Source organism: Variovorax sp. ISS6 (assembly GCF_056523145.1).
In genome coordinates this window covers 3,169,684-3,183,803 of the sequence record NZ_JAWRZC010000001.1, presented here as the reverse complement: position 1 = coordinate 3,183,803, position 14,120 = coordinate 3,169,684, and the positions used below count along the sequence as shown (strand labels likewise).

The following is a 14,120-nucleotide window of genomic DNA, read 5'->3' as shown; positions in this document are numbered from 1 at the left end:
GCTACGCGACCTGCTCCAGAAAGACCAGCCGGATCGGCTCCTCGAGCAGTTCGTCGAAGCGCTGCTCGAAGGCCTTGAAGTGCGGCGTGGCCAGATGCGCATCCAGCGCGGCCTGGTCCCGGAACGACTCGCGCATGTAGAAGCTGCCGGGTTCGTCGCGCAGTTCGAACAGCGTGTAGTCGAGGCAGCCGGGCTCCTGGCGCGTGGGTGGCACCAGCGCGCTCAATGCGGCGCGAAGGGATTCGCGCCGACCGGGCCGGGCTTTCAGGACGGCGATGCCGATGATGGGGGTCGTGTTCATGGGGCGTGGAGGGTGTGACAGGGACCCCGCAGTGTGCGAGCAGGCCCGTGCATGAAAAAGCCCTCGCGCCCGGAAACTCTTTCAAGCGCCGCTTGAAGATCGGCCCGGCGCTAGCGCGTGCACTGGAAGCTCGCCGCCTGCGCCACATCGCCTCCCACGTAGCGCGGCCACAGCGGCCATTCGCACAGCGGGCGCGCGCGCACCGTCCTGAAGGGCGGCTGCACCTCCTGCTCGAGCAGTTGCAGGCCGGCGGGCGCGCGGCCGCGCTCGACCCAGTCGACCAGCACGCCGAGCATGTCGACGTTGGCCGGCGCGCCGCTGCCCACGTGGTCCACGCCGGGCGCGGTGTACAGCCGCATGAAGCGGTCCGCCTCGGCGCGGCCCATGCGCGCGACCACCGACTCGTGGTAGCGGATGCCCGCGAACGGGCTCTGCGCATAGTCGGCCATGTGCTCGAGCATCAGCAGCTTGCCGCCGCGCGCGCTGAAGGCGCCGAGGTCGGGGTCGGTCGAATCCATCAGCCGCGAGACGGTGGCGATGCGCGCCGCATGGTCCTCGGCGCGGTAGTTGCGCACGTCGAGCGACGGATCGCGGGCATAGAAGTACTGCAGCGCGCCGCTGCCGTAGAACCACGCGATGCCGTTGCTCGGCTGCGGCGGCACGGTCGGCGCGGCACTGCCGGTCCACCAGGCGTTCCAGCCGCCCATCGAGGCGAAGGCCGGCGTGGCCTCGCCGCCGATGCCCCAGCCCGGGTACTCCGCGATGCCGTTGGCGAGTGGCACGGGCGAGCGCCACGGCGAACGCAGCGTGCGCACCGCCTGCACCTGCGCGTCGTTGAGGCAGTCGTCCCCGCGCGTGCCCGCCGCGCAGCGCAGGCTGGCCGGGTCGAAGCGCTGCAGGCAGGCCACCGGGTTCGACACGATGCGATCGGCCGTGCCGTCGGCGGCATCGCAGGCCGCGAGCACGGCCTCGTGCACCCGCTGCACCTGCGCGGGCCGCAGCCAGCCCTCGCCGAAGGTGGCGATGCCGTTGCGCGTGCCCGCATGCTGCAGCCCGGTCCAGTTGATGACCGGCACGCGGCTGAAGATGCCGTCGAAGTCGCGCGGATAGCGCTGCGCCATGGTCAGCGCCTCGCGCCCGCCCTCCGAGCTGCCCATGAAGTAGAGCTTGCGCGGCGCCTGTCCGTAGGCGCGCTGCATCAGTGCCACGGCCACGTCGCGCACCTTCTTGTACGAGGCATGCGCGAAGTTCTCGAGCGCCTCGTCGTTGAGCGCGAAGGCCTGCGGCGGCTGGCCGGCCACGTTCTGGTGGCCGGAGTCGGTGCCGTAGGTCACGTAGCCCTGCGCGAGCGGCGTGGGCTGGTCGAAGCGGGCCGCCGGCACCAGCGCCAGGCCGGTGATCAGCACGCCGTTGAACCCGCCGCCGCCGTACTGCAGGCTGCGGCCGTTCCAGGCCAGCGGCAGGTTGACCTGGAACCCGATCGGCGGCGCGGCGGCATCGAGCGGCGCGATGCGCCCGAGCAGCCGGCAGTGCGCGGGCGTGGCCGGCGTGATGCGCGCCGCCGGACTCGGGCCGCGTTCGGCCACCGCCAGCGGCGCGGCGGCCACGAGGGTGGCGGTATCGATGGTCGCCATGCCGCTGGGCAGGCCGATCGCGCCGGGCGGCACCGGTGCCGCGAGGCGCGCGCAGGCCGCGGCGGGGTCGGGCCCGAGGCTCAGGCTTTGCGGCGCGGAAGGCCCGCCGGTGCCGCAGGCGGCGAGCAGGCCTGCGGCGATCGCCAGGGCCGACAGGCCGGCGGTTCGTCGCATCGTCGTGTTCCGGATCGTCATGGTCTTCTGTCTCCTTGTCTTTCCGGCCGATGCGTCGACCGCCTAGCGCGCCACGCCCAGCAAGCGATCGAGCACCTGCGGCTGCGCGCGCAGCGCGGCCGCGCTGTCGGCATGCACGATGGTCCCGTGGTCGAGCACCACGGCCTCGTCGGAGATCGCGAGGATCGCCTGCGGATGCTGCTCGACCACGATCGCGGCCAGGCCCTCGTCGCGCGTGATGCGGCGGATGGCGCGCAGCAGCTCCTCCACGATGATCGGCGCCAGGCCCTCGAGCGGCTCGTCGAGCAGCAGCAGCTTCGGGTTCAGCACCAGCGCGCGGCCCACGGCCAGCATCTGCTGCTCGCCGCCCGACAGCTGGGTACCGAGGTTGGTCTTGCGCTCGGCCAGGCGCGGGAACATCTCGTAGACGCGGCGCGGATTCCACGGCCCGGGCCGCTCCACGGCCGTGAGGTTCTCGTGCACGGTGAGCGACTTGAAGATGTTGCGTTCCTGCGGCACCCAGCCGATGCCGGCCGCCGCGCGCTGGTGCGGCGCGAGCCGGTGCAGCGCCTGGCCGCCGAGCGCGATGCTGCCGCCGTGCTGGCGCGTGGCGCCCGCCAGGGTGTTGATCAGCGTGGTCTTGCCGGTGCCGTTGCGGCCCAGCAGCGCGAGCGTGCGGCCCTCGCCGAGCGCGAAGGACACGTCGTGCAGCACCACGGCCTCGCCGTAGCCGGCGCTCAGGTTCTCGATGCGCAGCAGCTCAGACATGGGCGACCTCCGCGGACTGGCCATGGCCGAGGTAGACCTCCTTGACCCGCGGGTCGTTGGCGATGGCCTCGGGATCGCCCTCTGTCAGCAGGGTGCCGTTGACCAGCACCGTCATGCGGTCGGCGAAGCTGAACACCAGGTCCATGTCGTGCTCGATCAGCAGCACCGACACGTCGGCCGGCAGCGCGGCCACGGTCTGCAGCAGCTCCTCGCGCTCGCCCGCGGGCACGCCGGCCACGGGTTCGTCGAGCAGCAGCACGCGCGGCTCGCAGGCCAGCGCGATCGCGATCTCGAGCAGCCGGCGCTTGCCGTAGGCCAGGTGCTTGGTCTGCTGGTGCGCCACGTCGGCCAGGTGGAACTGCTCGAGCAGCTGCCCCGCGCGCTCGGCCACCGCCCTGGTCGCGCCGAGCGGACGCCACCATTGCGCGCCGATGCCCTGGTGCTGCGACACGACCAGCGCCAGCGTCTCGAGCGGCGTCATCGAGTCGAACAGCTGGTTGATCTGGAAGGTGCGCACCAGCCCGCGCGCCACGCGCTTGTGCGGCGCGAGGCGCGTGATGTCCTCGCCGAGCAGCGTGATGCGGCCCTCGGAAGGCGTGAGCACGCCCGTGAGCTGATTGATCAGCGTGGTCTTGCCGGCGCCGTTCGGGCCGATCAGCGCATGGCGCGCGCCGCGCCGGAGTTCCATCGAGACGTTGTTGGTGGCGGTGATGCCGCCGAAGCGCATCACCAGGCCGTGGGTGGAAAGCACGGTGTCGGTCATGCCGCACCGCCCTTCTTGCCGGCACCGAACCAGGTCCAGGGCTTGAGCAGACGATCGCGGCCCACGAGCACCAGCAACACCAGGATCAGGCCGATCCAGAACATCCAGTACTGCGGCGTCACCGACGACAGCCAGGTCTGCAGCAGCTTGAAGACGATGGCGCCCGCGACGCCGCCGTAGAGCCAGCCCACGCCGCCGATCACCAGCATCAGCAGCACGTCGGCCGAGCGGTCGAAGGCCAGCACGTCGAGCGAGGCGAAACCGGTGGTCTGCGCGAGCAGCGCGCCCGCGGCGCCGGCCACGCCGGCCGCCACGGTGTAGATCACGGCCAGCCGCGACACCACCGGGATGCCGATCGCCATGGCGCGCAGCCGGTTGTCGCGGATCGCCTTGAGCGTGGCGCCGAAGGGCGAATGCACGAGCCGGCGCATGACGAGGAACAGCACCAACATCACGGCCAGCGAATACCAGGCGGCCGTGCGGCCGTAGAGATCGAACTCGAACAGGCCGAGCACCGGCCCCATCACCACGCCCTGCAGGCCGTCGGCACCGCCGGTCAGCCAGTCGAGCTTGTTGGCGAGCTCGAGCAGCAGGAGCGCGGTGCCGAGCGTGACCATCAGCCGCGTGAGGTCGCTGCCGCGCAGGATGGTGACGCTGGCCACCAGCCCGAGCAGCGCCGACAGCACGATGGCGAACAGCAGGCCCACGGTCGGGTCGGGCATCACCAGCTTGGCGAACAGCGCCGCGGCATAGGCGCCGAAGCCGAAGAAGGCCGCATGGCCCAGCGAAACGATGCCGGTGTAGCCGAGGATCAGGTCGAGCGACATCGCGAACAGCGCGACGATGGCGATCTCGTTGACCAGCAGCGAGTGCGAGGGCGTGATCAGCGGCAGCGCGAAGGCCACGGCCCACACGACGAACTCGACCGGGTGCCAGCGCGCCTTGCGCAGCAGCGGCGACTGGAAGTCGGAAGGCGCATCCATCAGCGGCCCCCCTTGCGCGTGAACAGGCCCTGCGGCCGCCACATCAGGATCAGGATCATCAGCAGGTAGACGGTGAAGGCGCCCATCTTCGGAATGAAGTACTTGCCGGCCACGTCGGCGATGCCCAGCAGCAGCGCGGCCGCGAGCGGCCCGGTGATCGAGGAGGTGCCGCCGACCGAGACCACGATCAGGAAATAGATCATGTACTTGAGCGGGAAGGTCGGATCGAGGCCGAGGATCTCGGCGCCGAGCGCGCCGCCCAGCCCCGCGAGCCCCGAGCCGACCGCGAAGGTCAGCAGGAACACCACGTTGACGTTGATGCCCAGGCCCGCGGCCACGCGCGGGTCGTCGACCGCGGCGCGCAGCCGGCTGCCGAAGCGGGTCTTCGAGAGGATCAGCTGCAGCACCACGGTGAGCACCGCGCAGACCGCGATGATGAACAGCCGGTAGTGACCCATGCCCAGCATCAGCGCGCCGTCGCCGAGCTCGGTGCGCCCGCGCAGCCATTCGGGCAGCTGCACGTTCTGCTGCGACGAGCCCACGAAGTAGTCGATGGCCGCCACCGCCATGAAGGCCAGCCCGATCGAGAACAGCACCTGGTCGAGGTGCGGCTTGCCGTACATGGGCCGGTAGAGCGTGCGCTCGAGCAGCGCGCCGGCCAGCGCCACGACCACGAAGGCCAGCGGCAGGCACAGCATGAACGGCACGCCGAACTTCTGCATCGCGAACACGGTGAGATAACCGCCCGCCATCGCGAAGGCGCCGTGCGCGAGGTTGATGAAGTTCATCAGCCCCAGCGTCACGGCCAGCCCCACGGCGAGCACGAACAGCAGCATGCCGTAGGCGATGCCGTCGAAAAGAATGGTGAGCATGTGCGCTTGTTCGCGGCTGCCGAATGCGGGCTGACCGGACGCGAAGGACGCGAAAACTACGCGAAGGACGCGAAAGAATTCAAATGAAGTTTCTTTCGCGTCCTTCGCGCAACCTTCGCGTCCTCTGCGTCCGGCTGCCCGATCCCGTGTTTACTTTGCCTTGCCCGGGTCCTTGACGCCCTTGATCACGTCGAACTCGACGTTGTAGAGCTGCCCGTCCTTCTTCTCGACCTTGCGCAGGTACACGTCCTGCACCACGTCGCGGGTCTGGGCGTCGATCAGCACCTGGCCGCGCGGGCTCTCGAAGACCTGGCCCTTCATGCCGGCCAGCAGCGCCTCGCCGCCGCCCTGGCCCTTGCTGGTCTTGAGCGCCTCGTAGATCACGCGCATGCCGTCGTAGCCGCCCACGGCCATGAAGTTGGGGCGCAGCTTGGGGTTGGCCTTCTCGAAGGCCTCGACGAACTTCTTGTTCGCGGCCGAGGGATGGGCGGCCGAATAGTGGTGCGAGGTGACCACGCCGAGCGCGCCATCGCCCATGTCGTTGAGCTGGTCGTCGTCGGTCACGTCGCCGGTGGCGATCAGCTTGATGCCGGCCTTGTCCATGCCGCGCTCGAGGAACTGCTTCATCACGGCCGCGCCCGCGCCCGAGGGCACGAAGACGAACAGCGCGTCGGGCTTGGCGTCGCGCACCTTCTGCAGGAAGGGGGCGAAGTCGGGGTTGCGCAGCGGCACGCGCAGCTTGTCGATCACCTTGCCGCCGTTGAGCGCGAAACGCTCGCTGAAGAACTTCTCGGCGTCGTTGCCGGGGCCGTAGTCGCTCACCAGCGTGACCACCGTCTTGATGCCGTTCTTCGGCGCCCAGTCGCCCATCGGCACCGACACCTGCGGCAGCGTGAAGCCGCTGCGCACGATGAAGGGCGAGGCCTCGGTGATGCTCGAGGTGGCCGCGGCCATCACGACCTGCGGCGTCTTCGACTGGGTGGCGATCGGCGCCACCGCGAGCGCCAGCGGCGTCAGGCCGAAGCCCGCGAGCACGTTGACCTTGTCGTTCACCACCAGCTCCTGCGCCAGGCGCTTGGTGACGTCGGGCAGGCCGGTGTCGTCCTTGACGATCAGCTCGATCTTCCTGCCGGCCACGGTGTCGCCGTTCTGCGCCATGTACAGGCGCGCGGCGGCCTCGATCTGGCGGCCGGTCGATGCCGACTGGCCGGTCATCGGCAGGATCAGGCCGATCTTGAACTTGTTGTCCTGGGCCTGGACGGCCGTCACGGACAGCGCGCCGGAAAGCGCGAGCGCGGCGAGGCTCGCGGACTGGATGAGTTGACGCCTTTGCATGAGTTCTCCTTTGGGGGCGACGAGCGGAATCGGCCTATTTTTCAACACTTTGCAACATTCCTTGTCGCGGGCCTTCACCTAGGCGCGGGCCCGCGCGGCGCTTTGTTGCGCGATAGACAAATGAACTGCGCGATGATCGCGCAACAGGGTGGATCGGTGCCGGTCAGGCGTCCGCGCGGTACGCGGAATCGAGCGTGAGCGTACCCACCGCGCGCGACACGCAGGCACAGATGCGGGTGGTGGCCCGCTTCTCGTGCGCGCTGAGGAACACGTCGCGGTGGTCGATCTCGCCGTCCACGGCCAGCACGTCCATCGCGCACAGACCGCATTCGCCGCGCCGGCAGTCCCACAGGGTCTGCACGCCGGCCGCGTCGAGCGCATCGAGCAGCGAGCAGTCGGCCGGCACGGTGATCGCGAGGTCGTGCCGCGGCACGCGCACGGTGAAGGCCTGCGCGGCCAGCCGGCCGCTGCTGCCGAAGGTCTCGAAGCGCAGGTCGGCCGCGGGGCGGCCGGCGGCCGCCCAGGCGCGCTGCACGGCCTCGAGCATCGGTGCCGGGCCGCAGGTGTAGAGCTGGCCGCCCGCGGGCAGCGCGGCGATGGCGGCCGCGAGGTCGATGGCCGCGGCGCCTTCGTGCGTCTGCAACGCCGTCTCGCCGAGCGTCGCGCGCAGTTCGTCGAGGTAGGCGAATTCGCCCGCGTGGCGCGCGCCGTAGTGCATGGCCAGCGGCACGCCGCTGCGCCGCGCATGCGCGCTCAACCGTTGCGCCATGCCCACCAGCGGCGTGATGCCGATGCCGCCCGCCACCAGCAGGTAGCCCGGCGCCGACAGGTCGAGCGCGAAATGGTTCTGCGGCGCGCTGACCTGCAGCCGGTCGCCCACGGCCAGCCGCCACATCGCAAGCGAGCCGCCGCGGCCGTCGTCGAGCCGCTTGACGGCGATGCGCCAGCCGCCCAGCTCGCCCTGCCCCACGAGCGAATACGAGCGCGTCTGCGACTGGCCCTGCGCGTTCGTCACCTGCACCTGCAGATGGGCACCGGGCTCGTGGCCGCCGGCGGTGCCCGCCTCGGGCCGAAGCTCGAATTCGCGCACGGTGGGCGTGAGGTCGCGCAGCGCCACCACCTGCGCCTGCATCCATTGGAGATCGCTTTTCATCGGGGAACCAGGACCGGAAAAAGAAGGAAGCCGCTCAGCCGCGGCGGCGGATCAGTTGCACGCCCGGCAGCGGACGCTGCTGCTCGGTGGGCGCGCCGTGCAGCGCCTCGCGCAGGTTGCGCCGCGCGATGCGGCTGTGCTCGCGCATCAGCGCCTCGGCGCGCGAGCCCTCGCCGGACTCGATGGCGTCGAGCACCTGCACATGCTGGTCCTGCGCGATCACCAGCATGTCGCGCGCGGCCGGCGAATTGGCCTGCACGATCACGAAGCCCGAGGGCGAGGCGAACGGCAGGTTGATCACGCGCTCGAGTTGCTGCGCGATGACCGGGCTGCCGGCCATCTCGCACAGCAGCGCATGGAAGCGCTCGTTGTGCGTCACGTAGCGCGAGAAGGCGGCGTCATCGAGCGCGGGCTCGCGCAGCAGCTCGTCGATGCGCTGCAGGCAGCCGCGCGCCTCGCGCAGCACCACCGGCGCCGCGCCGCGTTCGGCCGCGAGCCGCGCGACCAGCCCCTCGAGCGTGCCGCGCAGCTCGATCGCATCGGCCACGTCGCGTTCGGAAAAAGTGCGCACCGCATAGCCGCCGTTGGGCAGGGCCTCGAGCAAGCCCTCTTGTTCGAGCCGCATCAGCGCGGTGCGCACCGGCGTGCGCGACACGCCGAGTTGCTCGGAGATCGCGACCTCGGCGATGCGCGCGCCGCCCGGCAGCTCGCCGGCCAGGATCATCTCGCGCAGCCGCAGCTGCGCCTTCACGGCCTGCGAGGCGCCGCTGTCGCCGGGCTCGCCGGCGCTGCTGCTGGCGGCGACCTTCATGCGGCCTGCCGCCGGTCGACGCGGATCGGGATCGCGGCGCGCGCGGGCCGCTCCTTGTCGACCATGCGGTCGATCAGTCGCCGCGCCCACATCGAGCCGGCGTCGATGTTGAGGTTGTAGAAGCGGTGGTCGGGATGCTCGTCGATCGCCTTCTGCTGCGCCTCGAGCACCAGCTCGTCCTCGCGGAAGATGCCCGAGACGCCCTCGCGCAGCTCGTGCGTGAGGCGCTGCTCGCCCAGGCAGTAGTTGCGCGCGAAGGCCCAGAAGTAGAGGCAGGTCTTGTCGGTCTCGGGCGTGATGGTGTTGAGCACGTAGCCGTTGACGCCCTTGCCGCGGTCGCCCGGGTTGCCGCCCTTGGGCACCGCGCCGCTGCCGGCCTCGGCCACGCCGACGTCGATGTTGACCGTGCACGGCGCCTCGAAGCGGATGATCTGCCAGCGGTCGACCTTGCCCGCGTAGCCGCGCGCATGGCGGATCTGGCCACCCCAGAAAGGCGGCGCCTCGATGTTCTCCATCCAGCGCGTGACGGTGGCCGAGCGGTCGCCATGGGTGGCGACGAAGGGCGCCTCGGCCACCTCGCGGTTGCCGATCGAGGAGCCGTGCACGAAGGTCTCGTGCGTCAGGTCCATGAGGTTGTCGACCACCAGCCGGTAGTCGCAGTTCACGCGGATCATCTTGCCGTCGCCGGCCCAGGCCGGGTCGTCGTTCCAGTGCATGTCGGGCACCAGCGCGGGGTCGGCCAGCGCCGGATCGCCGGGCCAGATCCAGATGAAGCGGTGCTTCTCGGCCACCGGGAAGCTGCGCACGCAGGCCGAGGGGTTGAGCGTTTCCTGGCTCGGCATGTGGGTGCAGCGGCCCTGGCTGTTGTAGACCAGGCCGTGGTAGCCGCAGACCAGCTCGTCGCCCTCGAGCCGCCCCATCGACAGCGGCAGCAGCCGGTGCCAGCAGGCGTCCTCGAGCGCGGCCACCTGCCCGTCGGTGCGGCGGAACAGCACCAGCTTCTGGTTGCAGACCGTGCGCGGCAGCAGCGCATGCCGCACCTCCACGTCGTAGGCGGCGGCATACCAGGCGTTGAGCGGGAAATGGGGCGATCGCGTGTCCATGGATACTCAATGTATACAGAAACACGAGAATTTCCAGCCAATTACGCCGAATTAAGGGAAAACACTGATCTCACTGTACACATCAACGTCGCCACACAAGGCGATACGATGTTCCGTTCCACCTCTTTCGTTCAGACAAGCCGGAGTTCCATCCTCATGTCCCAGCACGCCACCCTGCCCGCCCGCTACGACCACGTGGGCAGCTTCCTGCGTCCCCAATACCTGCTCGAAGCCCGCGAGCAGAAGGCCAGGGGCGAGATCACGCCCGAGCAACTGCGCACGGTCGAGGACAAGGCCATCGCCGAGATCGTCAAGTTCCAGGAAGACATCGGCCTCAAGAGCATCACCGACGGCGAATTCCGCCGCACCTACTTCCACATCGACTTCCTCGACCAGCTCGGCGGCGTGAAGACCGACATCCCGGTCACGATCCGCAAGCCCGACGGCAGCGAGGAACTGGCGCCGCCCGCGATGCGCGTCATCGACAAGGTGCGCCACGTCAAGAACATCCAGCTGGCCGACTTCGAATACCTCAAGAGCCAGGTCTCGGCCGGCCGCACGCCCAAGGTCACGATCCCCTCGCCGACCATGCTGCACTTCCGCGGCGGCCGCGCCGGCATCAGCAAGGAGGCCTACCCCGAGCTCGACCCCGCGTTCTACGACGACGTGGCCCAGGCCTATGGCGACGAGCTGCGCTCGCTGGCCGCGGCCGGCTGCACCTACGTGCAGATGGACGACACCAACCTCGCCTACCTCTGCGACGAGCACATGCGCGAGGCGGCCCGCAAGCGCGGCGACGACCCGAACGAGCTGCCGCACCGCTACGCCGCCTTCATCAACAAGGTGGTGGCGCAGAAGCCGCCGGGCATGCTGCTGGCCATGCACCTGTGCCGCGGCAACTTCAAGAGCACCCATGCCGCGGCCGGCAACTACGAGCCGGTGGCCGAGGCGCTGCTCAAGGAGATGGACCTCGACGCCTACTTCATGGAGTACGACGACGCGCGCTCGGGCGACTTCAAGCCGCTGCGCTTCCTGCCCAAGGGCAAGACCGTGGTGCTGGGCCTGGTGACCACCAAGTTCGGCCAGATGGAGGACAAGGACGAGCTCAAGCGCCGCATCGAGAACGCCGCCATGTACGCGCCGCTCGAGCAGCTCGCGCTGTCGCCACAGTGCGGTTTCTCGAGCACGGTGCACGGCAACAACATCGCGGTCGAGGCACAGCGCGCCAAGCTGCGGCTGGTGGTCGAGACCGCGCAGGAGGTCTGGGGATCGACCTGAGCCGCGCTTTCTGCTGAACTCGGGGCCATGACGACCCACATCTTCTCCGGCCCCCTCAGCATGTTCGGCGCCAAGGTGCAGATCGCGGCGCTCGAGAAGGGCATCGCCTTCGAGCTCGTGATGGTGCCCTTCGACCGCGACGACAACTACAGTCCCAAGCACCCCGAGGTGCTGCGCATCAACCCCAAGGGCCAGGTGCCGGTGCTGATCGACGACGCGGTCGAGCTGTTCGACTCGACGCAGATCTTCGAGTACCTCGAGGACCGGCACCCACGGCCCGCGCTGTGGCCCGCCGAAGCGGCCGCGCGGGCCCGCGCGCGCCAGCTCGAGCACCGTTCCGACGAGGTCTTCTTCCCGCAGGTAGTGAAGCTCTTCGGCCTGCAGGAGGCGATGCAGAGCCCGCCCGCGGTGGAGGCCTGCGCCGCCTGCGCGCGCTTCTACGGCCAGCTCGACACCCTGCTGGCCGACGGCCGCGCGTTCCTGGCCGGCGACTACGGCTATGCCGACATCGCCTTCTACATGGCCCATGTGTTCGCCGACCGCAAGGGCGCGGGCATGACCGCCGAGACGCCGCGGCTCGTGGCCTGGCGCGACCGCGTCGGCGAGCGGCCCGCGGTGCGCGCGGTGGTCGACCCGATGATGGACTTCCTGGCCTCGCAGGGCCGCGGCGTGCCGGCCTTCCTTCGGCGCTGAGGGGGCAAGCGCGGCGGCGCGCGGCCGCCTCAGGCATCATCGGCCCATGCCGAAAAACGGGTTCGACTGGCTCCCCTCTCCGTCCCAGCATTTCCTCGTCGTCACCTTCGCGCTGCTGGTCTACGTGCTGACCACCCGCGCACGCCGCGAGCAGCGCGCGCCCACCACCGCCATCGCGTGGGTCATGGGCCTGGTGCTGCTGCCCTACCTGATCCTGCCGATGTACCTGCTGTTCGGCCAGCGCAAGCTGCGCCCCGCGGGCTCGGCGCGGCCGCCGCGTTCGGCGCCGGCCGGCCACTGGGCGGCCGACCTGATCGAGAGCTTCGGCCTGGCGCCGCCCGGGCGCAGCGCGATCCGGCTGCATGCCGACGGCGAGCACGCGCGGCTCGCGCTGTTCGAGGTGATCGACGGCGCGCGCGAACGGCTCGACGTCTGCACCTTCATCATCGGCAACGACGCGCTCGGCCGCTCGGTGATCGAGCGGCTCGCGCAGCGCGCGCGCGAAGGCGTCAAGGTGCGGGTGCTGCTCGACGGCTTCGGCGCGCTCACGCTGCCGCGCCACCACTTCGATCCGCTGCGCGCGGCCGGCGGCGAGGTGGCGGTGTTCCGGCCCTTCTTCAGCCTGCGTCGCATCGGGCCGCGCAACCTGCGCAACCACCGCAAGTTCACCATCGCCGACGACGGCTGGCTCTGGTCGGGCGGGCGCAACCTCGCCTGCGAGTACTTCAACGGCGACGCCGCCCATCCCGAGGCCTGGCGCGATCTCTCGTTCGACCTGTGCGGCAGCGTGGCGGCCGCCGCGGCGCGCCAGTTCGACCACGACTGGGCCTCGGTGCGCAGCCGCAAGCCGCGCGCGATCACGGCCGAGGACGTGCCCGAGGGCCCCGGTGCCGCGCTGGCGCAGTTCCTGCCGAGCGGCCCCGACCAGACCGAGGACACCGCGCATGCGCTGCTGATCGACGCCTGCTTTCGCGCCGAGCACCGGCTGCTCGCGATCACGCCCTACTTCGTGCCCGGCGACGGCCTGCGCGACGCGCTGCGGCTGGCCGCGCGGCGCGGCGTGCAGGTCACGATCGCGATCCCCGCGCAGTCGAACCACCGGCTGGCCGACTTCGTGCGCACGCGCGCCATGCGCGACCTGGCGCGCGCGGGCGTGAGCTTCCGCATGCTGCCGTTCATGGCCCATGCCAAGGCGGTGGTGGTCGACGACCAGCTCGCGATGTGCGGCTCGATCAACCTCGACCTGCGCAGCCTGCTGCTGAACCACGAGGCCAATGTCGTGTTCTACGGCACGCACGAGATCGAATGGCTGGCCGAGTGGATCGAGACCACGGCCTCGGCCGGCGAGGCCTACCGCGCGCGGCGCCCGGGCCTGTTGCGCGACGTGGCCGAGGGGCTGCTGCTCACCGTCGCCTTCCAGCTTTGACGGGTGCGGCGAGCGCGGCGGCGGCCTGGCCGCCCGCTTCCCGCGCCACCGCGTCGAGGCCAGCGAGCACGTAGCGCATCAGGTCGTCGACCAGCGCCCCGGTGTCGCGCACCGCGGGCAGCACGCGCTGGCCCAGCTCCTTGGGCGCGACCATCATCACGATGCACGGCAGCACCGTGAACATCACGCCGCGCTGCACCGAGGGATGGTCGTCGGCCAGGCCCATGATCTCGCCGATCAGCCCGCGCACCACCTTGGCCTTGGGCAGCACCGCCTTCTGGATCAGCACCGGCAGCGCGCTCGACGGCGACAGCGCCTCGCGCAGCATCACGCGAAAGCCCCAGGGCGCCTGCGGCTGGTGGCCCATCTCGACCAGGTGGCCGAGCAAGGCGCGCAGCCGCTCGCGCGGATCGGCGCCGCTGCTCGCCTGGGCCACCAGTTCGTCCAGGCTGACGATCTGGCGGTGCGCCTCGACCAGCACCGCCTCGTAGAGGCCGTCGCGGCCGCCGAAGTGGTAGTTGACCGCCGCCATGTTGGTGCCGGCGCGGGTGCAGATCTCCTTGCTGGTGCTGGCCGCGAAGCCGCGCTCGGCGAACAGCCGGCCCGCGGTCTCGAGGATGTGGGCGCGGGTCGCGTTGCCGTCGGTGCGCGGCGCGCGCGCGGCCGGTTCGGCCTCGGCGGCGGGCGGTGCGGAGGAAGCGGTCGGACGAGGGGAACGGGAGCGGCTGGCCATGGCGCGAGCCTACCCCAACTTCCGGCCTACTTCAAATTCAAATTTGAATTTGATACGATCCGGACGCTCCTTCCGCTTCCGCCCCCAAAAGCC

The 14,120-nt window shown here is 70.4% G+C and carries 14 protein-coding genes; 3 read left to right on the top strand and 11 right to left on the bottom strand.

Features of this window, described 5'->3' with window-relative positions; all coding sequences use genetic code 11:
- Nucleotide 1: 1 nt before the first annotated feature.
- From AC1HIL_RS14470 to AC1HIL_RS14425, 10 genes are all read right to left on the bottom strand, one after another.
- Complete coding sequence (locus AC1HIL_RS14470; protein ID WP_413763975.1) at nt 2-301, bottom strand: putative quinol monooxygenase; 300 nt, start codon at nt 299-301, stop codon at nt 2-4.
- Nucleotides 302-411: 110 nt separating this feature from the next.
- On the bottom strand, nt 412-2,130 hold the full coding sequence (locus AC1HIL_RS14465) for a tannase/feruloyl esterase family alpha/beta hydrolase (RefSeq protein ID WP_479672760.1): 1,719 nt from the start codon (nt 2,128-2,130) through the stop codon (nt 412-414).
- A 42-nt stretch (nt 2,131-2,172) separates the two neighbouring features.
- On the bottom strand, nt 2,173-2,877 hold the full coding sequence (locus AC1HIL_RS14460) for an ABC transporter ATP-binding protein (RefSeq protein ID WP_261213685.1): 705 nt from the start codon (nt 2,875-2,877) through the stop codon (nt 2,173-2,175).
- Nucleotides 2,870-3,640 carry an ABC transporter ATP-binding protein gene (locus AC1HIL_RS14455; protein ID WP_422097558.1) on the bottom strand — a complete coding sequence of 257 codons (771 nt, stop codon included), beginning with the start codon at nt 3,638-3,640 and terminating at the stop codon, nt 2,870-2,872. The genes AC1HIL_RS14460 and AC1HIL_RS14455 overlap by 8 nt, the downstream gene beginning before the upstream one ends.
- Entirely contained in the window at nt 3,637-4,623 is a 987-nt protein-coding gene (locus AC1HIL_RS14450) for a branched-chain amino acid ABC transporter permease (protein WP_296731983.1), read from the bottom strand. Before AC1HIL_RS14450 ends, AC1HIL_RS14455 begins: the two co-directional genes overlap by 4 nt.
- Entirely contained in the window at nt 4,623-5,495 is an 873-nt protein-coding gene (locus AC1HIL_RS14445) for a branched-chain amino acid ABC transporter permease (protein WP_057595671.1), read from the bottom strand. Before AC1HIL_RS14445 ends, AC1HIL_RS14450 begins: the two co-directional genes overlap by 1 nt.
- A gap of 150 nt (nt 5,496-5,645) precedes the next feature.
- Entirely contained in the window at nt 5,646-6,830 is a 1,185-nt protein-coding gene (locus AC1HIL_RS14440) for an ABC transporter substrate-binding protein (protein WP_209540961.1), read from the bottom strand.
- A 163-nt stretch (nt 6,831-6,993) separates the two neighbouring features.
- Nucleotides 6,994-7,983: a PDR/VanB family oxidoreductase gene (locus AC1HIL_RS14435; protein ID WP_479672070.1), complete on the bottom strand. Its 990-nt coding sequence runs from the start codon at nt 7,981-7,983 to the stop codon at nt 6,994-6,996.
- 34 nt (nt 7,984-8,017) lie between these two features.
- On the bottom strand, nt 8,018-8,794 hold the full coding sequence (locus AC1HIL_RS14430) for a GntR family transcriptional regulator (RefSeq protein ID WP_261213694.1): 777 nt from the start codon (nt 8,792-8,794) through the stop codon (nt 8,018-8,020).
- Entirely contained in the window at nt 8,791-9,897 is a 1,107-nt protein-coding gene (locus AC1HIL_RS14425) for an aromatic ring-hydroxylating dioxygenase subunit alpha (RefSeq protein ID WP_261213696.1), read from the bottom strand. The genes AC1HIL_RS14430 and AC1HIL_RS14425 overlap by 4 nt, the downstream gene beginning before the upstream one ends.
- Nucleotides 9,898-10,053: 156 nt before the next feature.
- On the opposite strand from AC1HIL_RS14425, the gene AC1HIL_RS14420 reads away from it, so the two are divergent.
- Genes AC1HIL_RS14420 through AC1HIL_RS14410 form a run of 3 tightly spaced genes read left to right on the top strand, consistent with a single transcriptional unit; the run spans nt 10,054 to nt 13,294 of the window.
- Nucleotides 10,054-11,175 carry a 5-methyltetrahydropteroyltriglutamate--homocysteine S-methyltransferase gene (locus AC1HIL_RS14420; protein ID WP_296731968.1) on the top strand — a complete coding sequence of 374 codons (1,122 nt, stop codon included), beginning with the start codon at nt 10,054-10,056 and terminating at the stop codon, nt 11,173-11,175.
- A 27-nt stretch (nt 11,176-11,202) separates the two neighbouring features.
- Nucleotides 11,203-11,868: a glutathione S-transferase family protein gene (locus AC1HIL_RS14415; RefSeq protein ID WP_479672069.1), complete on the top strand. Its 666-nt coding sequence runs from the start codon at nt 11,203-11,205 to the stop codon at nt 11,866-11,868.
- 46 nt (nt 11,869-11,914) lie between these two features.
- A complete protein-coding gene (locus tag AC1HIL_RS14410; RefSeq protein WP_479672068.1) occupies nt 11,915-13,294 on the top strand; it encodes a phospholipase D-like domain-containing protein in 1,380 nt (459 codons plus the stop codon).
- Here the strand turns inward: AC1HIL_RS14410 and AC1HIL_RS14405 are convergent.
- Nucleotides 13,272-14,027 (bottom strand): TetR/AcrR family transcriptional regulator, encoded by a 756-nt coding sequence (locus AC1HIL_RS14405; protein ID WP_479672067.1) that lies wholly within the window; start codon nt 14,025-14,027, stop codon nt 13,272-13,274. The genes AC1HIL_RS14410 and AC1HIL_RS14405 overlap by 23 nt on opposite strands.
- Between the last annotated feature and the right edge of the window lie 93 nt (nt 14,028-14,120).